Genomic DNA, 20,443 nt, shown 5'->3' on the forward strand with positions numbered 1-20,443 from the left:
TTCCCTGGCAAAAAAGGATTCTGCTTTCAATAATGAAATGAGAGTGTAATGCTCTAGTTTATTATTCGTGCAGCGAGTTGACAGCGCATGAGCTACTGCTTAAATCCTACCTGTCTCAATCCAGAAAATTTGGCATATAGCCGAACGTGTCAATCTTGCGGCTCGCAGCTACTGTTGCGCGATCGCTATCACGTACATCAACCATTAGGTCAAGGTGGCTTCGGAGCAACATTTTTAGCCAATGATGAAACTTTACCAGGACAGCCGAGTTGTGTAATCAAGCAACTACGTCCCGCCGGCACTACACCACACCTTTTGCAAATGGCGCGGGAACTCTTTGAACGAGAAGCCAGAACTCTGGGCAAGATTGGCAACCATCCCCAAATACCACGGCTGTTAGATTATTTTGAAGAGCAGGAACAATTTTATTTAGTTCAAGAATATATTAGCGGTGACACCCTCCAGCAAGAAATTAAACAGAATGGGAACTTGAGCGAAACTGGAGTTAAGCAATTCTTGAGCGAGACTCTGCCATTGTTGCAATACATCCACGAGTGCCAAGTAATTCACCGAGACATCAAGCCAGCCAATTTGATTCGCCGCACTCAAGATGCCAGAATGGTTCTGATTGACTTTGGAGCTGTGAAAAACCAAGTCAGTCAAGGTTTGCCAAGCCAGTATGGGCAGACAGCATTAACTGCATATGCGATTGGTACTCCTGGTTTTGCTCCTCCAGAGCAAATGGCTATGCGTCCTGTCTACGCCAGTGATATCTATGCCCTGGGTGTGACGTGCATTTATCTACTAACTGGCAAAACCCCTAAAGATTTGGAATACAATCCCACAACAGGGGAAATGATGTGGGAGCGACTTGTCCATGTGAGTGACCATTTGATACGTGTACTGAGAAAAATGTTGGAGGTCTCAGTACGCAGTCGATACCAGTCAGCAGCAGATGTCCTCAGAGCGTTGGAGATGGAACCATACCTGGATAGCTTAGCTCAGGGGTTACTGGCTAAATCAGATACAGATAGTAAAGAGCGAGCCTCCTATCCGCGAGCAGCTTCTCTACGTTCGCGCAGCGTCCCGCAGGGAGAGACTCCGCCAACGCGAACACCAATGCAAAATCGTCAAGATGATTCAGCTATTTTGTGCAGTAACCCTTCTGCCAATACCAGTACAGGTGTGGCGCAGGTAGCCGCAGCAATTCGTGCTAGACGAGCTAGAGCAGCAGAAGCGGCTGGGTTACCAGGAGGGGGACAAGGGTCTATAGTGGCTAAATCAACAACTTTGAGTAACAGCAACAGTAATGGTTCACAAATTCAAAATACTAAAGTTGGACGCAAGTTAGATACACAAGGGTTGCTTACAGCCTATCTCAAGGGAAGGCGGGATTTTGCTCTACACAATTTCAGTTTGCTAAATCTACAAGGTACTGATTTATCGGGAACAAATTTCCATTCTTCTCAATTGCAAAAAACTAATCTCCAGGGAGCTAATCTGCACAACAGTGACTTTGGCAGAGCTAGTCTCAGTAGAGCTAATCTCAAAGACGCTAATTTGAGCAAAGCTTACTTCAACCATGCTGATTTAGAAGGGGCAGACTTGCGAGGAGCCGACCTCAGCTATGCTTATCTCAGCAATGCAAATCTCCGAGGAGCTAATCTATGCGGTGCTAATCTTACTGGAGCTAAAATTTCTGATGACCAGTTAGCACTTGCAAAGACGAATTGGATGACCGTGCGCCCCAATGGTAAACGAGGGTTGTTGTAATTTGAGAAGTGATATTTGAAAGCCACTTACGTGCAAAGAAAAGCCTGTAGATACGTCTGCGGCTTTAAACGAAACGTTGTGCTTAGTAACTAAACACGAATAGGCAGCGCAGCTGCCTCCTTGAGGTCGAAAGCATCTTCTGATTTGAGCGTTCTGGTATTGGAGCGATGTGATTTACTCGGTGTGGTCGCTTGCAAAATATTGCTTATACCAATTCAATTAATGATTGCAACACATCCTTGGGTGAAGACGCGATGAATCGTGTCTCTACAAATGGTCTACTTGTCACATTCTTTTTTCAAATTGGTATTAGACATTATAAATATGTGACTATTGATTAGATAGTAGCTGTTGATTATACTGAATAATCAAGATAAAATTGCACTGCAATAATTTTTGAATTATTATAAATCAATGAGGGCAATGCTGTTGACAAAAGCTCCAACAATGTCATCTATCTTAACTCGGTATTTTTCGGTATTTTACAGTGTAATTACGTAGTTGATTTCATAATTTTTATTCATTATAAATAAGGAGTAATTATTTAAAATCAACAAATCAAATGACAATTATTTTTCATGAGATTTCAAAAGGAAACTTTTACCTAAAACTAAATTGTAAAAATTCAGATTTTTGAAGACATAAGCTTTCCACATGGCAACGGAAAAGGAAAAACAATTTGCTGATTACAGGCTAAGACAGAATATTTATAACTGAAATCAGGCAGTACAAAACTTAACTTATGATGGCTGACTTTGCACAAACAGAACTAGAACGGCGATTAAGTTTATATCAGGTATTCATCAAGTTGTATGAACACCATAGCAGCCTTTTAGATGAAATTCTTCAGCTAGAAAACCTGTCCGATCCATTATTAAAGGAGGTTAAGCCTCATTATGTACATGGTGTAGTAGATACTGCTAGTGTGTATCTAATGACTAACTTGTGCGATGAGCAGACGCAAAGTTTACGACAGCCACAACATATCTGGACAATTGGTCGCGATCGCAGCAGTGGTATTCGCATTGCTGATAAATTTTTATCACGTCGCCACGCTGCTATTCAATATATTGACAATCAGGGTTTTTACTTAGTTGATTTTAACAGCAGCAACGGTTCATTTGTAAATGGCGAAAATGCCTATCAACCGATTAGGCTTAAAGATGGCGATCGCATCCGCTTGGGTGGTATGACTTTTGATTTTTTCTTGAGTCATGCATCCCGCATTTTGCCAACTGTAGCAATGGAGTTATTGATGCGGCTTGTACCTCAGCTAATAGATGATGATCAAGGAGAAATATCTACTGCTCACCGCGATAAACAAAAGCCTCTGGCTCAAAATTTAGATGTCCCTTTTCTAGAAATATGCAAAAACTCTAGTGTATTTGAAGATATGGGACATTTGTATGAAAGCTTCACTACAGAACAAAAGTCTGAAATTTTAGACCGCTTTTTCAGTAGAAAAATACCTTACAGTTCTAGATAAAAATAAAAATGATTGCTCGCCATGTGGTAGCAATCATTTTAGCTATTTGTAGTACGTGATAGCGCACCCTCATTAATACACCGCATTTAATGTAGTGTGGCTACCCTACTGTTATTCTTCCTCTTCCTCTAAATCAATCTCTTCATCTTCTTCACTCGCCTTGGTTACGGAGTTAGCAGAAACAACAGCTCCTTTATCTAGTTTCTCGCGTACTTGTTGCTTAATTTGTTCAGCAAATTCCGGCTTTTCTTCTAGATATTTGATGGCGTTATCTCGACCCTGGGAGATGTTATCGCCGTTGTAACTATACCAAGCTCCTTTGCGAACAATGATGCCAGTTTCTTCTGCCAAATCCACAAGACAACCTAAAGTAGAAACGCCTTTGCCAAAAATAATGTCAAATTCTGCAATCCTAAAAGGCGGCGCTACTTTGTTTTTGGCGACTTTGACTTTGACGCGGTTACCATATTCATCTGTACCTTTTTTCAAGGTTTGAATCCGGCGAATATCCAAGCGCACTGAAGCATAAAACTTCAATGCGTTACCACCAGTTGTAGTTTCTGGGCTACCGTAGGTAACACCGATTTTTTGCCGCAACTGGTTGATAAAAATTACTGTGCATCCTGATTTACCAATGTTGCCAGTAATTTTACGTAAAGCTTGGCTCATCAACCGTGCTTGCAGACCAACGTGAGCATCACCCATATCGCCTTCAATTTCAGCGCGGGGAACCAGTGCTGCTACCGAGTCAATAACTACAATATCAACCGCAGCAGAGCGAACAAGCTGATCGACAATTTCCAAAGCTGATTCACCAGTATCAGGTTGAGAAACCAGCAAGTTTTCAATATCTACACCCAGTGCTTGAGCATAGGTAGGGTCAAGGGCGTGTTCAGCATCAACAAAGGCCGCAATGCCGCCATTTTTTTGTACTTCGGCGAGCGCGTGTAGCGCCACTGTAGTCTTACCGGAACTTTCCGGGCCATAAATTTCAATCACTCGCCCTTTGGGTAAACCGCCACCCAATGCTAAATCCAGAGTCAGCGCCCCTGTGGAAATTGTCTCCACTCGCATCCGGGTAGCATCGCCCAGCCGCATGATTGCTCCTTTACCGAAGCTGCGCTCAATCTGGTTGAGTACTATATTCAGCGCTTTTTGCTTGCCTGAAGTATCGGTGTTGATAGCCATTCCTGCCTCTAAGTATATGGATTTTAAGGAGTTTTGGGTTCGGAATTTGAGTAGAACAGATATACTATTTTAGCCAGAAAATTCTGGTTTTAGGACTTCTCAGATCAAAAAGAAAGTGTGACAAGATCGTAACTCGATCGCTACCTGATTGGGGTAGTCCTGCTCAATGATACCAACTTGCATCCAGAGATAGCTGCTTTTGTCTGGCTAGGCAAGGGACTTTTAAAGAAAACTTATCTCAACAGCACTGTCAGTAAAACCGTTCTTGTAATCTACGCGGTGGCGAAATTAGGAGCGATCGCTATGGCAATCATCATATCATCTACAGAGACTTCATCGGGTAAGGCGAAGATGTTGACGGTTTCCAGGTAATAATCATGGGATTTTCAAAGCTTTAAGGGTAACTTCCACACGCAAGATGTTGTCTGCAATTTTGGCTTGTACTTGAGTGTGCTTAGGGGGTGAGGCGATTTACTGTTAGTTAGAGGTTTGAATGTACAAGCTACTGAGTTGGGGTTATATTGTTTGTGTCAACTAACCTCATATTATTATTTTTTGTCTTTAATCTAAGTGTATTTACTTAATAAAATGCTCAGTTTTAGTTTTGTGTTCACTTAACTTCCCAGTGATTGAGCAAGTGATGGATTCACGGGGAATTATTGCTTTTTGCTGGAAGATAGACTGAAATTTTCAGTCTGGTAATCTTATAGATATCAGTTTAATAAGAGTTAGATTGCCTTTTAGCTTTGTGATATTGGCACTATAAACCAACAGTAAACGTCACATAACTTTGGTATTTTTTATAATGAAAGAACTATTTAGTGGTTACTACAGACCAAGTGAAATAGATTTTCAAAAAATTTGGCAATCAGCAACTTTTGTGCTAGATGCCAATATTCTACTTAATATGTATCGATATCCTGAAGAAGCACGGAGACAGCTTTTTACTGTTCTACAAAGTATAGCACCTCGTCTTTGGGTTCCATATCAAGCTGCACTTGAATTTCAAAGAAACCGCCTTACTGTTATTGCTGAACAAAAGAAACGTTTTTCAGATGTTCGTAAAGTTCTAGAAAGTTCTAGAGCCGCAATGATCTCTGAACTAGAAAAATTACAGTTAAAGAAGCGACACTCATCTATTCAAGCTGATAAACTTGTTTCAGCCCTTGATCAACAAATCACTGATTTTCTAGCCAATTTAGACCAGCTTGAAGCTACTCAGCTATCAGTAACAGATAGTGATCCAATTAGAGAACAACTTGATCAATTACTAAAAGAAAAAGTTGGTGAATCTTTCTCCCAAGAAGAAATCACCAAGATATATCAAGAAGGAGAAATTAGATTTAAGAGTGATATACCACCAGGATATAAAGACCAGAAGAAAGAAATTGATAGCAAAAGCGATATTTTTTCCTACGGTGGTGTAATTTATCAACGTAAGTATGGAGATTTAGTACTTTGGAAGCAAATAATTAATAAAGCATCACAAGATTCTATTCAATCAATAGTATTTCTTACTGATGATGAAAAAGAAGATTGGTGGTGGATAACTGATTATCAAGGTAAAAATAAGATTGGCCCACGTCCTGAATTAGTTAATGAAATTTCAAGAGAGGCTGGTACTAAGCTCTTTTATATGTATAATTCAGAACAATTTCTAAAGTATTCTAAAGAATTCTTAAATACCAATGTTACTGATGAATCAATATCTCAAGTTCGTGAAGTTGTTAGAGCATCTTTTGAGGGACGTTTAGCTTTTAGGCAATTACAGCTTGTTGCGGCAAAATCTGTACTTATATGGCTTCAAAAACGTTATGCTAACTTTAGTATACTGGAAAATCAACGAGGTTTTCCAGATTATATAGTTCGTGATTCAGAGTCAGAAAGAAATTTGGGATTTGAAATCAAAATATTTCGTGATCCACTTACTGCTCGATTCATTTTACGAGATCAGAAATATCGTGGTTATTATGAAACTAAAGAAGGTTCACTTGATGAAATAACGTTTGTATTCGTAATGCAGGATGAAGAAGCAGCACACCAAACTATCCAAATATTACAAAAAAATAATAGTCAACTGCCACCATGCGTGAATCTTATCATTGGAGTAGCTAACTTAGAAAAGGAAGATGATTTAACAGCAGAATTTTATCCATATTTTATCCATTAGCAGAGTTTAATGGAGATGCATTATAGCTATTAAAATGTGGTGCATTACTAACAATAATCAGAGTCTGTCCATCTCTTGTAAGTTTTTGATATATTTTTCAAAATCATCTACCACCAGAGTGAACCGGAATTTGACGTTTTGCGAGTAGATACTGAAACGCAATGCGGTTCATCTCTACCAAACGATTGGCTTAAGCGAAGGTGAGTTTTTCCTTCCCAAGGAGCATAGCGGCAATTTCTTTTTTCAGTTCAATCTCAGCCATGCGGGTTGCAGCTAAAATTTGATCAGAAATAACGATGTTCATTGCTGAATTCTTCTCTACATAACTATTCTATATACATAAACGAGCAGCAAGTTCTGTTAAGCCAAAATTGAGATGAGAAGAGTTATCTGTTAAAATTTAATAAAAATGTCTAAAATAGTCAAAACTGCTATGCAGACCTACACTCTGACTGATGCTCGTAACAAACATGGTGAGGTTTTTGACAAAGCTGCTACTGAGCCAGTTTTACTAACCAAGCAATCACGGCCTAGCCATGTGATTATTTCAGCCGAGAGCTACCAAAAATTAATTAATCGGTTGGAAGAATTAGAGGATATGGTTTTCGGTCAAGCTGCTGAAGTTGCGCTGAGGCAGTCCAAAATGATTGGTACAGAAGCTTTTACATCTGCACTAGAGCATTTAGCTAATGGCGAAGCTTGATGGTCTAGAAACTGTTCTTAATTTTCTCAACGGTTTACAGCCGAAAATAGCAGCACAGATTGCAAAAAAGGTTTTGGCTTTAAATGTTGAGCCTCTACCAACTGATAGTAAGCAGTTATCTGGTTATCAGGGTTTCTATCGAGTTGATAGTGGAGAATATCGAATTGTTTACAGATATTTTCCTGAAGAAGATTTAGTGGAAGTGATTTTAGTTGGTAAGCGCAATGATGATAATGTCTATAAAAGATTAAAGCGTTTACTGGAATAAAACTTTGGTTTTTATGAAAAATGCTAAAATCTCTCCAGCACAAATGCTTTCAGGCATCTTTGATGACTTTCGACCTCCCCAACTCTCTGATTATCGATACAGCGCTTTCTGTAGCTGGGTTAACTGACTATATACGCTTGCTTTTAGAGCAAGATGAGCAATTGCGGCAAGTGTGGGTAACTGGCGAAGTATCGAGCGCAAATAATCATCGTAGTGGATTGTTTTTCACACTGCAAGACCCCGATCGCACAGCCGGAATTAAGTGTGTAGTATGGAATAGCCAATTGGCAAAACTCGCACAAATGCCAGTTCCTGGGGAACAGTTAATCATTTTGGGCAGTATTCGGCTTTATCCCCAACGCGGAGAGTATCAGTTATCTGTTTGGCAGGCTTTACCCGCTGGTGTGGGTTTACAAGCACTGCGTTATCAACAATTAAAAAACCGCTTGCTAGCTGAAGGATTGTTTGATGCCCAAAGAAAGCGATCGCTTCCCCCTCACCCCCAAACGATCGCTGTTGTAACTTCACCAACTGCGGCGGCTTGGGGTGATATTCAAAAAACTCTCAAGCAAAGGTATCCAGGTTTACACGTTTTATTTTCGCCTGCTACGGTGCAGGGTGAGCAAGCGCCAGAATCTATAGTTGAGGCAATTGAACGCGTGGAACGAGATGGACGCGCCGAAGTGCTAATTTTATCCCGGGGAGGTGGCGCGGTTGAAGAATTGGCTTGCTTTAATGATGAACGAGTAGTGCGATCGCTTGCTAGTTGTTCTATTCCGATAATTACTGGTATTGGACATCAACGGGATGAGTCTTTAGCAGATTTAGTTGCAGATGCTTGCGTACATACGCCAACTGCGGCGGCGGAAATGGTTGTGCCGGCGTTATCAGAGTTGTATGCTGAGCATCGGCAGCGAGTTACGGCTTTGCATGAGGCAGTACTTGATTCTGAGGAAACTGCTAAAAATAAACTGCAAGTATTGCGAAACCGTTTGCGACGTTTGCGGTTAGATCGACAAGTGCAACAAGAAACGCAGCAGCTAGCCTGGAAACGTCAGCAATTGATGCAAGCAACAATGGGGCGATCACAACAAGCCGCCCAACATCTAGAATTGCTACGGCAGAAGTTGGCAAGCCTTGACCCCAAAGCTGTGTTGCAGCGTGGTTATGCGGTGGTAAGACAGGAAAATGGGGCGATCGCTCGTTCTGCTGCTGAGTTAGAAGTAGGAGAAAAGTTAGTGATTCAGTTGGGGCAGGGTGAGGTTAAAGTGAAGGTTACGGAAGTAAAAAAATAACGAACCGCAGACATACAGAGGACGTAGAGAGATTGATGGTTAAACGTAAGAATGACTCTAGTTCTGATTCAATGGAAGGTTGGAATTATGAGGCGAAGGTTAATGAAATAGAGGGAATTATTGCTCGCATTGAGGCGGGTGAATTGGAATTGGAAGAGGTTTTTGACCAATTTGCAAAGGCTGTTGAGTATTTACGTCAGTGTGAAGGTTTTTTGCAGCAGCGACAGCAACAGGTAGATTTATTAATTGAAACTTTGAGTGATGATTAATAGTGATAAATTACTATCTAAAGTTTAGTTTATAGTATAAAGTTTTCTCAAGACCAATAGCCTAATCTTGATATAACAAATATTACTAGTAACCTGCTATAGCAATCTAATTTGATTGTTGAAATAATCTAAGGATATGTAGAGAAACCAGCCGTGTGGGCGGGTGTCCCGACTTGAACGGACTGGCGTTGTGTTATCCATGAGAGTCCAGCACCAAAGTCTTTTGGCGGTGTGTTAGCCAGAGGCATAATACACCCTACCGTGTATTTCAAAAACAAATATGAGCCCTATAGTACCAAAAGGTTTCAAAGTTCCACTTCTAAGAATTTTGAAAAGTTAATTACTCGCTTGTTTTGACTAAATAGAGAGATTCTGGTTATTTTGAAGTTTTAAAAGAATTATTGCATTAGTACGAATACATAAGAGCCAAAATCTGGTAGATTAACTCGGAACGCATGGTTAAGCATTCTTTTGAGCAGATTCAATCTGGTCAATTTTGATATTGTCAGGCATTTTTGCAATTACTAAATTTAAGGTACATCGAAGGTATGAAACCATTTATTTTTGTAACAGACTTAGATGACACCCTTGTGTATCGCACAGTGGGAGATGACAGCGCCTTACCAGAACTGAAACAATTGCTAAGTCAACATCGCCAAAAATACGGTACTAAAATCGTCTATTCTACTGGGCGATCGCCGATTCTTTATCAAGAACTCCAAGATAAAAAAAATCTTTTACAACCAGATGCGCTCGTCCTGGCTGTGGGTACAGAAATTTACCTCGATGGTGCTGATACTCCAGATGCAGGTTGGTCAGAAATCCTTTCGCCTGGCTGGAATCGTGAACTTGTATTATCTATCACCAAGAAATTTCCTGAGCTTGAACCGCAACCAGACTCAGAACAGCGACCTTTCAAAGTGAGTTTTTTCCTGCAACAATCTGTTTCGGGGATTTTACCACGACTTGAGGCAGAGTTGCGAAATTATAAATTAAATGTAAAGTTAATCTACAGCAGCGAAATAGACCTTGACATTGTACCTCATTCCAGCGATAAAGGTCAGGCAATGCAATTTTTGCGTCAAAAGTGGAAATTTGCAGCCGAACAAACAGTTGTCTGCGGTGATTCAGGTAATGATATTGCTTTATTTACTGTAGGCAACGAACGGGGAATCATTGTCGGGAATGCCAGAAAAGAATTACTCGAATGGCACAAGGACAATCCTGCTGACCACCGTTACCTGGCAAAAGCTTTTTGTGCAGGTGGAATTCTTGAAGGATTAAAATATTTTGGTTTCTTAGAATGATTAGCTATCTTAAAGGTCTCGTCGCTGGTATCCAAACAATTAGCGCTAATCGCGTGATTCTGACTCTAGAAGTGAACGCGATAGGGTATGATTTGCAAATTCCGCAACGATTAGCAAATCAATTACCAGATTCAGGAGGAGTAGCGCAAATTTTCACCCATTACCAAATTCGCGAAGAAGTGCCGTTGCTATATGGCTTTGCTTCGCCAGCAGAACGTGATTTATTTCGCCACTTGCTGAGTGTCAGCGGTATTGGTGCAGCTTTAGCGATCGCCCTATTGGACACTTTGGAACTCCCAGATTTAGTCCAAGCAATTATCGCTGGTAATACGCAAATCTTAATTCAAACCCCCGGTGTCGGGAAGAAAACTGCCGAGCGCATCTGTCTGGAACTGAAAAGCAAGCTAGTCGAGTGGCGCAAATCAGCAGGGTTTTTCGTCGCCACAGGTGGCCCAGCCCCTGGAATTCTCGAGGAAGTGCAAATGACCCTCTTCGCCTTGGGATATACTGCCCATGAAGTCAGCCACGCCTTACACGTAGTCAGTGAAGACATCGGACTTCCAAAAGACGCTTACGTAGAAGATTGGATTAAACAAGCCATCGCCCATCTCAGCAGTAGTGAACAAGTTGGTTAGTGAGCATTGGGGAGCCAGTCTTGTGGTGAGGCAGCGCGGTCTTCTCCCAAAGGGAGAGGCTAACGCCTTCTCCTATCGGAGACGCTATGCGTTAGCGGAGCTTTCGCTTTAGCGATACCGGAGCGTCTCGTAGAGAAGGGGGTCTCCCGCATGAGCGACTGCCGTTAGCGAGTCTTCTCCTTCGGAGATGCCAAGGCGTAGCTTGCTTCCCAGTAGGGGTACGAGCGTCAAGGCTCTGCCGACTTGAAAGAACTGGCGTCATTAGGCATTTGTTATTTCCCTCATCCCCTGATCTTCCTCTCTTTTTATGAAGACTGACCCCTACGCTTGGATAGAAGAATCTCTGGCAACGATTCATCGGGCAAATTGGTATCGCTCGGTACAAACAATAGAGGGTCGTCCGGGTGCAACTGTCCTTTTAGGAGGGCAAGAGGTAATCAATTTTGCTAGTAATGACTATTTGGGGCTAGCTGGAAATGAGCACGTGATAGCGGCGGCAATTGCTGCTATCCAGGAGTTTGGAACTGGTAGCACTGGTTCTAGATTATTGAGCGGACATAGAGAATTACACAGGGAATTAGAGGAGGCGATCGCATCTACCAAACAAACAGAAGATGCTGTCGTTTTTAGTTCAGGGTATCTAGCTAATTTGGGTGCAATTACTGCCCTGACAGGCAAGCGTGATTTAATCTTGTCTGACCAGTACAATCATTCTAGTCTGAAAAACGGGTCGATTCTCAGCGGTGCAGCAATTGTGGAGTATCCGCACTGTGATGTCGCAGCATTAAAAACCCAGTTGAATCAGCAGCGGCAAAACTACCGACGCTGTTTGATTCTTACTGATAGCATCTTCAGCATGGATGGCGATTTATGTCCTTTGCCAGCACTTTTGGATCTAGCTGATGAGTTTGACTGTATGCTGCTAGTCGACGAAGCTCATGCTACAGGGGTATTAGGAAAAACTGGCGCTGGGTGTGTCGAATATTTTGGGTGTACGGGAAGGCAATTAATTCAAATTGGCACTTTGAGCAAAGCCTTAGCTAGTTTAGGCGGGTACGTAGCGGGAAGTGCAACTCTAATTGACTTTTTGCGGAACCGCGCACCAAGTTGGATTTACACCACTGCACTTTCACCCGCTGATACAGCAGCGGCGTTAGCAGCAATCAAGATAATGCAACAAGAACCGCAACGCCGCACTCAATTGTGGTCGAATATAGATTACTTAAAAAAATTGCTTCAGCAGTTACCAAACTTCAAGTTGCTTCCCTCAGAATCACCTATACTGTGCTTTCAACTAGCAAGTGCCGCAGATGCGCTGCAAGTGGGAAAGCAACTTAGACAAGCTGGGATTTTTGCTCCAGCAATTCGTCCCCCCACAGTCCCAACCAGTCGGGTAAGAATATCTTTGATGGCTACTCATGAATCCAGCCATATTGAGAAATTAGTACAAACACTGAATAGTATTTATATTGATACGACTTTTTAGTTAAATAGGGCATTGGGCATTGGATTAATCATCAGTTATTCTTCTCCCGCTCCCTGCACAGATGCGTAGACGCTCGAAGAGCGGCTTCTCGTAAGAGTATAATCGCGTCTCTATCCCTACTTTCCCACTCCCTGCACAGACGCGTAGACGCAGGGAGTGCAGCTTCTCGTAAGAGTATAATCGCGTCTCTACTGCTACTCCCCCACTCTCCAATTGAAATTTGCCGCTTCTCCGTAAGTATACTATTGCTATTTGTATTTTCGATGAATTAAAAGAGAAGTTTAGTACGAAAATACACACATTACTGGAGGGAAAACAAGTGGTTAGGCAACATAAATATCACTTGTATCAATCAGTAAAAAATTTTAATAAACAAGTGTTGTTGCCACTACTAGTTGGTGTTTTTGTTTCAATTGCGGTGATCGCACTCTGGCAATGGTTTCTAGTTGAAGAACAGACTAACATTAAACAACTTATTCAACAGCAGGCGATCGCCATTAAAAATCAGTTGAATACCGATATGAAGAGCCGTATTCTCGCATTAGAGCGCATGGGAGAACGCTGGCAAATTCGTGGTGGTACTCCTCAACAGGAATGGGAAGCAGATGCAGCAGCCTATGTCAAAGACTTCGCAGGATATCGGGCAATAGAATGGGTTGACCCAACTTTTCGGGTTAAGTGGATTGTGCCATTGGCTGGAAACAAAAAAGCCCTAAATTTCGATTTAAGTCAGGAAACTCGGCGACGGGAAGCACTAGAAATAGCACGCGAGCGCCGTCAAGCTACTTTGAGTCGCACAGTCAATCTGGTAGTGGGTGGTAAGGGATTTTTAGTATACATACCCCTATTTGTAGAAAATAAATTTGATGGATTCATAATAGGAGTTTTTCAGGTTCAACCCCTGCTGGATTCAGTTGTGCGTCTGCCATCGGGGTACAAAATTAGGGTATTTGACGGTCAAGAGTTGATTTCTGGAGAAGATTTACAACTTTTAGAGCAGTCACCTTGGCAGCAAGAAATAAATATTGAGTTGTACGGAGTCAGTTGGCGGGTACAAGTGTATCCAACTCCAGAGTTTTTAACAAACTTGCGATCGCTCCTGCCAAAAGTTGTATTATTTACTGGGTTATTATTTGCCGCCACACTCACTTTATTAACTTATTTCGCTCAAGCTACCAAGGCGAGTAATTATCAAATAGCGGCGATAAATGCAGAACTAGCGCTCAAGATTATTGAACTCAAACAAGCACAAGTTACTCTACGTCGGCAAGCCCTCACTTTTGAAAATATGCATGATGCCGTGGTCATCACGGATATGAGCGGTAAGATTATAGACTGGAGTCCATCTGCTGAAAGGATATTTGGCCATACCAAAGCGGAGGTTTTAGGCAAAACTCCTCCTGAGATTCTTCGACATCCTGAAGAAACAGCAACAGCCACAATGCTGAACACTATAGTTCTTGAAGCAGTCAAGCAGCAGGGACGCTGGTCAGATGAAATTAATTTTATCCGCAAAGACGGCAGTCAGGGAATTTGCCGCTCAACCGTAGTACCTTTAAGAGATGAACAAGAGCAAACTTTTGCCATCATTGGTTTCCTGCACGACATTACCGAACGCAAAAAAGCTGAGATTTTGCTGCGTCAGAGTGAAGAGCGTTTCCAAGCATTCATCAACTGTAGTCCGACACCCGCCTGGATATCCGATACTGACGGGATAACCCTCTACGTCAACGAACCATACCTACGTATGGTGCAACTGTCTACAAAAGAACCGATTGGCAAAACTTTATTTGAGCTTTATCCGCCTCAATTTGCCCAGCAATTCCTAGACAACATTCAAAAAGTTGCTCGTATCAACCAAGTTCTAGAAGCGGTGGAATCTGTACCCTGTACTGATGGTACAGTTCGAGATTTTTTGGTTTATAAATTTCCGATTTTTCAACTTAATCGCTGTTTGGTAGGAGGAATTGCCATTGACATTACTGAACGTCAACGAGTCGAACTTGCACTGCAAAGGCAATTGCAATACAAGCTGCTGCTCAAACAAATTACTCAGGAAATTCGTCAAAGTCTTGACACCAAAAAAATCTTTGAGACGGCTGCTATTCAAATTGGACAAGCATTTGAAGTTGATCGCTGTGCGATTCATTCTTACATCAGCGACCCCATACCGCGAATTCCCGCAGTAGCAGAATATGTTGTCCCTGGTTACAAATCCATGCTGAAATTAGATATTCCGATCGCTGGCAATCCTCATGCTGAGAAAATAATGTTACAGGATCAAGCGATCGCTTCTTGTAATGTGTACATTGAGCCTTTAATGCAAGCTGCTAAATCAATCTGCTACGATATTGGGCTAAAGTCCATGCTGGCAGTCCGCACCTCCTATCAAGGAAAACCTAATGGAGTAATTGGAGTACACCAGTGTAGCCATTTTCGCCAGTGGACTCAGGAAGAAGTTGAATTATTGGAAGCAGTTGCAGCGCAACTGGGTATCGCCATCGCACAGGCAGACTTACTAGAGCAAGAAACCCGCCAAAGAGAAGAACTCACTTGGAAAAACTTTGCTTTAGAGCAGGCAAAACGTGAGGCAGAAGGCGCAAATCGGGCAAAAAGTGAATTTTTGGCGATGATGAGCCACGAAATTCGTACCCCGATGAATGCCGTTATTGGCATGACAGGACTATTACTGGATATGGAACTTACTCCGCAACAACACAACTTTGTGGAAATTATTCGCAGTAGTAGTGATGCCTTGTTGACTATCATCAATGATATTTTGGACTTTTCCAAGATTGAGTCAGATAAATTAGATTTAGATGAACAGCCTTTCAACCTCCGCGATTGCATAGAAGAAGCTTTAGACTTATTAGCGCCTCAAGCTGCTGCTAAAAACCTAAATTTAGCCTACCTAATTGACCCCCAAACCCCAAGCATCATCGTCGGAGATGTGATGCGAGTTCGGCAAACTCTGGTGAATTTAATTAGTAATGCCGTCAAATTTACAGCAGTTGGAGAAGTTGTAGTTTCTGTGATAGTCAAACAAGTAATTTGTCAAGACAAATACCATATTCAATTTGCCGTCAAGGATACAGGAATTGGCATTCCCCAAGAACGAATGGAGCTACTATTTAAGCCTTTTAGCCAAGTTGATGCATCTATGACTCGCCAATATGGTGGTACTGGATTGGGTTTAGCAATCAGCAAGCGCTTGTGTGAAATGATGGGTGGCAGTATTTGGGTTGAAAGTTCTGTGGGAGTTGGCTCTACATTTTATTTCACACTGATAGCTCAATCGGTTTCTACTAACGAAGTCGTTGATCTTGGGGTTGTGCAAGCAAATTTAGCAAGAAAACGTCTGTTGGTGGTAGGTGAGAATGCTACTAATCGACAAGTTATCAACTTAGAAGCCTCCAATTGGGGAATGCTAGTTCGCTCTGTGGAGTCAGGTTTGCAAGCTTTGGAATTGATGACTTCAGGAGAACAATTTGATATCGCAGTTTTAGATATACAGATGTCGGATATGGACGGTGCAAATCTGGTAGCATGTATTCGCTCTCTACCAGGGTATCACAGCCTGCCCTTAGTAATGCTGAGTAACTTTCAAAGCTTAAGACACAAAGAGGAGGTAGAAAAACTAGGCGCTGTTACTGTGCTGAGTCAACCAATTAAGCGATCGCACCTGTACGATGTATTCATTAGAAGTTTATACAAACAAGAGATATCTATACTACCTTCGCAAGTACTCCCATCAGTATTTGATTCCCAGTTGAGTCAAAAGCTGCCATTACGCATTCTCTTGGTGGACGACGTTTCTTTAAACCAGAAGGTAGCTCTACAAATGTTAGAGCGGATGGGTTATCACGCTGACATAGCGAATAATGGACTAGAAGCACTCACAGCTTTACGCCGACAGCCCTATGATTTAGTTTTCATGGATGTGCAAATGCCGGAAATGGACGGACTAGAAGCGACTCGCCGAATTTGCCAGGAATGGCCACAAAACAGCCGACCTTGGATTATTGCCATGACCGCTCATGCCATGCAGGGGGATAAGGAAGAATGCCTTGATGCTGGGATGAATGATTATATTAGTAAACCTATCTGTGTAGAGGCTCTTGTTCAAGCTTTCAATAGCTATCGCGTCTTGCAGTCAGCAGCTATTGACAATACACAGCTCATTTCTTTTGTCAAGAAAAAAGAACAAGTTACACCAGCGCTCGATGCCGAAACCTTTCAAGCTCTAAAAGATATAGTGTGCGATAATACTGAAAGTTTTGCAGAGTTCATAGATGAGTATTTGAACGATGCTCCGCAAAGGCTAGTAGCAATTGGTAACGCAATTGATCAAGGTGATGCTGCTGCACTTCGTAATGCTGCTCATGCTCTGAGGTCGTTGAGTGTAACCTTCGGTGCTATATCTCTGGCTCAAGTATGTCAAGAACTAGAAGTGATGGGTCGTGCTGGTACTACAGTCAGTGCTTCTACTCTCATGTTACAACTCCAAAGAGAGTACCAACGAGTAGAAACCGCTTTGCAATTACAACATCCTAGTAGACAGAATTATTAATTACGATTTTATAAATCTACTTTTTGAAACTAAGCGGTCTGCCAACTTAATCAAACAATTATATTGGATACAGTAAAATACTTATAAATAGGATCGTAGTTGCGCTTGAGCGCAAGAATATATTTAGCGCTCAAGCGCAACTACAAACATACATTTTATTTATAAGTAATTAATCTGACTTGATATTACTCAATATTTTCAGATTTTGAGTGAGATTATTTCAGTTATAATTATTAAAGCAAAATAACCTGCGTTGAGCATGAGTTGAAGTTGGATAAAAAAACATTAGCTAATTTGATAAAAGTTATATCTATAGTTATTATTACTAGTGCAATTGGCTTAGAAATATGGAATATTTATAGATTAGTAAATAACAATAAAATACTAAATATTCTTATCCCAATTTTATGGGCAGAAAGATTTATTGTGGGAATTCATCTATTTGAGGGGGTAATAGCAGCTATTTATGCACCTTCAAAAAGTAGGCTACCATTGCAATATGGTATTTATACTTTTTTTGTAGGCACGGTTGGTTTGGTGGAACTATTTAAGCAGGAAGATAAATAGTTTTTAATCTCTGGACTAAACACGTTTTGCCTTTGATGCAATCAAATCAGCGATCGCTTTTACCAATTCATCTGGATCTACTGGTTTGGGGATATGCATTTGAAATCCTGATGCTAGTGCTTGCTGCTGATTAAGTTCTCCTGCATAAGCTGTTAAAGCGATCGCTGGTACTTGTCCTCCTTCTTTTGGCGATCGTTGTCTCACTTCTTGCATCAACATATAACCGTCTGTTTCTGGCATCCCAATATCACTAATTAAAACATCGGGAACCGATTCAGACAGTGCTTCTAGTGCCTCCTGTGCCGATGCCACAGCGGTTACTTCTACACCGTAGTCTTGTAAAATAAAGGTCACTAAATCGCGGATATCTGGTTCATCATCCACTACCAAAACTTGGGTGTCTGAGAGGGGTGGTGGTTCGGGGGTAAAAGCCAAAGTCTCATTCTCCTTATCCCTAACTTGTTCACTTCTGACCAAAAGCGGGAGCTTGACAGTGAAGCTAGCGCCTAATCCTTCTCCAGGACTTGCTGCTTGCACGTTTCCGCCATGCATTTCTACAATTTGACGAACAATCGCTAGTCCTAAACCAAGTCCGCCAAATGTGCGGGTAGTTGTACTATCAGCTTGACGAAAGTAATCGAAGACATGAGGCAAAAAGTCTAGCGAAATTCCTTTACCTGTATCGCTGACTACTATTTGGGCTTGCTTGCCAACTTCCACTAATCGGATTTCTACCCTACCTCCTGTTGGTGTAAATTTTACTGCATTAGCAACCAAATTCCACACAACTTGCTGGAGGCGATTCGGGTCACCCATAACTTGCCCTAAAGCCGGATCAAATATAGTTTGAATTTGAATTGACTTGGCCTCGGCTGCTAGTCGTACCGTCTCTAGTGCTGCTTCAACTACCATAATTAAGCTTACTGGACAAATATTCAGGTTCAATTTTCCTTGGAGGATGCGAGATACATCCAACAAATCTTCAATTAACTGGGTCTGGAGTTTGGCGTTGCGTTCAATAGTTTCCAGAGCCCGGTTAGTGGTTTGTTCATCAAACTGGCGAGAGCGTAGTAATTTCGACCAGCCTAAGATGGGATTGAGTGGAGTTCGGAGTTCATGGGAGAGAACCCCCAGAAACTCATCTTTGATGCGGTTAGCGATTTCTGCTTCTTTGCGTGCTGTGCGCTCTCTTTGCAACATGCGATCGCATTTTTGCTCGGCTTGTTTACGATCAGTAATATCGAGTACAAAAGCCACCCCATTTTGCTGGGAGTTATTTAACAGAGCTATTCCCAGTACAATTGGAACTCGTTTACCATCGCGATGAACGTACTCTTTCTCGTAAATACTAGAAACTCCAGTTTCGCTTACCTCTTCGAGGGCGTGTTCGTCTAAATGTTGATACTCTGGAGGCGTCAATTCTCTCCAATTAATCTTACCTAACGTGGCAAATTCATCACGAGTGTAGCCAGCTAGTTTTAAAAAGGCATCATTAGCATCAACAATGAAGCCATCCACAGTCCAAAAAGCAATCCCAAGTAAGTTAGATTCAAATAACCGCCGAAATCTGGCTTCACTTTCACGTAATGATTTTTCTACCCGTTTATGTTGTGTAATATTACGAGAAACTATGATTACACCTTCAATGCTGTGGTTTAAATTGCGTAATGGTGTAAGGATATATTCATAGTAATGCAACCCATCAGCGGCAAGAAATTCACACTCATCCTTGATTGATTGCCCAGTTTTCATAACTATTTGTCTTTGATGATCTACTTGCTCAATTAGTTCTTTAGGTAAATTCAGTTCTTGCAAAGTTTTACCAATAATATCCTGGGGTTTTAAACCCAGTACTGTCGTTGCATCATAACTTACATACTGATAGCGACCTTTGCGGTTAAAGACATAAATGTGATCTACAGATGCTGTGAGGATGGCATTTAAGATATTTGCTTGTTCTTCAACCTGATTTGTTAGTTGACGGGTACTATCTTCTGCCAGCTTCCAATCAGTAATATCCTTACATATACCGATCATTCGCAGAGCTTGTCCCTGTTGATCATAGAAAAATTTTCCCTTAATAGAAATCCAGTGTACGCTTTGGTCTGACCAAACTATGCGAAATTCATTATAGTAATCAGTTTTTTCTGCTGAGACATGAGCGTTACGCAAAGCGCGAATCGCTTGCATTACAGATTGCCTGTCTTCAGGATGAATACACTTGAAAAATGCCTTATAAGTACCGTCAAAACTTCCTGGAGCCAAACCAAACAGCAGTTCATTATTCTCCGACCAAACCACTTGATTGGTAAGGATATTCCAGTCCCACAAACCCATCTGGGCAGTCTCTAAGGCTAGCCGCAGCCGTTGCTCACTATCTTGCAACGCTACTTCTAACTGTTGTCGTTCTGTGATTTCTTGTTGAAGTTGCTGCAAGACAACTGCTATATCTGGTTGTTGGTTGACAGCCATAGACGTATCTTGCTCAAGATGCCAGGGTATACTACACTTAGCAACTTGAATACAAGGATTTTGTGCTGTTATTGCTAGTTTTACTTCTAGTTCTTTTACCTGTTGCTCTAGTGCTGCTTGCCTTTGTTGATAAGATATTTCTGATTGTTCTAACTCAGCTACACGCTGCCGTAGAAATGCTAATTCATTAGTGAGTTCACAGTTGTTTTTATCAACATTTGGCATCTTGCAAACCACTCATACTAAATACTACT

15 protein-coding genes are annotated in these 20,443 nt (G+C 41.6%); 13 read left to right on the plus strand and 2 right to left on the minus strand.

Going from position 1 to position 20,443, the window contains the following annotated elements; genetic code table 11:
• Window positions 1-87 precede the first annotated feature (87 nt).
• Together WKK05_RS09655 and WKK05_RS09660 are read left to right on the plus strand one after the other, a co-directional pair.
• Window positions 88-1,773: a serine/threonine-protein kinase gene (locus tag WKK05_RS09655; protein ID WP_341529513.1), complete on the plus strand. Its 1,686-nt coding sequence runs from the start codon at window positions 88-90 to the stop codon at window positions 1,771-1,773.
• A 742-nt stretch (window positions 1,774-2,515) separates the two neighbouring features.
• Complete coding sequence (locus WKK05_RS09660) at window positions 2,516-3,259, plus strand: FHA domain-containing protein (protein WP_341529514.1); 744 nt, start codon at window positions 2,516-2,518, stop codon at window positions 3,257-3,259.
• Between the two features lie 111 nt (window positions 3,260-3,370).
• Here the strand turns inward: WKK05_RS09660 and recA are convergent, their stop codons facing one another.
• On the minus strand, window positions 3,371-4,447 hold the full coding sequence (recA, locus tag WKK05_RS09665) for a recombinase RecA (RefSeq protein ID WP_341529515.1): 1,077 nt from the start codon (window positions 4,445-4,447) through the stop codon (window positions 3,371-3,373).
• Window positions 4,448-4,624: 177 nt separating this feature from the next.
• Between recA and WKK05_RS09670 the strand changes: the two genes are divergently transcribed.
• From WKK05_RS09670 to WKK05_RS09720, 11 genes are all read left to right on the plus strand, one after another.
• Window positions 4,625-4,819, plus strand: coding sequence for a hypothetical protein (locus WKK05_RS09670; RefSeq protein ID WP_341529516.1), 195 nt, complete (start codon window positions 4,625-4,627; stop codon window positions 4,817-4,819).
• Between the two features lie 433 nt (window positions 4,820-5,252).
• Window positions 5,253-6,617 (plus strand): PIN-like domain-containing protein, encoded by a 1,365-nt coding sequence (locus WKK05_RS09675; RefSeq protein WP_341529517.1) that lies wholly within the window; start codon window positions 5,253-5,255, stop codon window positions 6,615-6,617.
• 409 nt (window positions 6,618-7,026) lie between these two features.
• On the plus strand, window positions 7,027-7,320 hold the full coding sequence (locus tag WKK05_RS09680; protein WP_341529518.1) for a type II toxin-antitoxin system Phd/YefM family antitoxin: 294 nt from the start codon (window positions 7,027-7,029) through the stop codon (window positions 7,318-7,320).
• Entirely contained in the window at window positions 7,307-7,588 is a 282-nt protein-coding gene (locus tag WKK05_RS09685) for a type II toxin-antitoxin system RelE/ParE family toxin (protein ID WP_341529519.1), read from the plus strand. Before WKK05_RS09680 ends, WKK05_RS09685 begins: the two co-directional genes overlap by 14 nt.
• A gap of 62 nt (window positions 7,589-7,650) precedes the next feature.
• Window positions 7,651-8,883 carry an exodeoxyribonuclease VII large subunit gene (gene xseA, locus WKK05_RS09690; RefSeq protein WP_341529520.1) on the plus strand — a complete coding sequence of 411 codons (1,233 nt, stop codon included), beginning with the start codon at window positions 7,651-7,653 and terminating at the stop codon, window positions 8,881-8,883.
• A 35-nt stretch (window positions 8,884-8,918) separates the two neighbouring features.
• A complete protein-coding gene (gene xseB, locus WKK05_RS09695) occupies window positions 8,919-9,152 on the plus strand; it encodes an exodeoxyribonuclease VII small subunit (RefSeq protein ID WP_341529521.1) in 234 nt (77 codons plus the stop codon).
• A gap of 548 nt (window positions 9,153-9,700) precedes the next feature.
• Window positions 9,701-10,459, plus strand: coding sequence for a sucrose-phosphate phosphatase (locus WKK05_RS09700; RefSeq protein ID WP_341529522.1), 759 nt, complete (start codon window positions 9,701-9,703; stop codon window positions 10,457-10,459).
• Window positions 10,456-11,094 (plus strand): Holliday junction branch migration protein RuvA, encoded by a 639-nt coding sequence (ruvA, locus tag WKK05_RS09705; protein WP_341529523.1) that lies wholly within the window; start codon window positions 10,456-10,458, stop codon window positions 11,092-11,094. The genes WKK05_RS09700 and ruvA overlap by 4 nt, the downstream gene beginning before the upstream one ends.
• 307 nt (window positions 11,095-11,401) lie before the next feature.
• A complete protein-coding gene (gene bioF, locus WKK05_RS09710; RefSeq protein WP_341529524.1) occupies window positions 11,402-12,580 on the plus strand; it encodes an 8-amino-7-oxononanoate synthase in 1,179 nt (392 codons plus the stop codon).
• Window positions 12,581-12,899: 319 nt separating this feature from the next.
• Entirely contained in the window at window positions 12,900-17,150 is a 4,251-nt protein-coding gene (locus WKK05_RS09715) for a response regulator (protein ID WP_341529525.1), read from the plus strand.
• Between the two features lie 264 nt (window positions 17,151-17,414).
• Window positions 17,415-17,717, plus strand: a complete 303-nt coding sequence (locus WKK05_RS09720) for a hypothetical protein (RefSeq protein WP_341529526.1) — start codon at window positions 17,415-17,417, stop codon at window positions 17,715-17,717.
• 15 nt (window positions 17,718-17,732) lie between these two features.
• Here the strand turns inward: WKK05_RS09720 and WKK05_RS09725 are convergent, their stop codons facing one another.
• A complete protein-coding gene (locus WKK05_RS09725) occupies window positions 17,733-20,414 on the minus strand; it encodes a PAS domain S-box protein (RefSeq protein ID WP_341529527.1) in 2,682 nt (893 codons plus the stop codon).
• Between the last annotated feature and the right edge of the window lie 29 nt (window positions 20,415-20,443).

The sequence above is a fragment of the Nostoc sp. UHCC 0302 genome (assembly GCF_038096175.1).
Lineage (GTDB): Bacteria > Cyanobacteriota > Cyanobacteriia > Cyanobacteriales > Nostocaceae > UHCC-0302.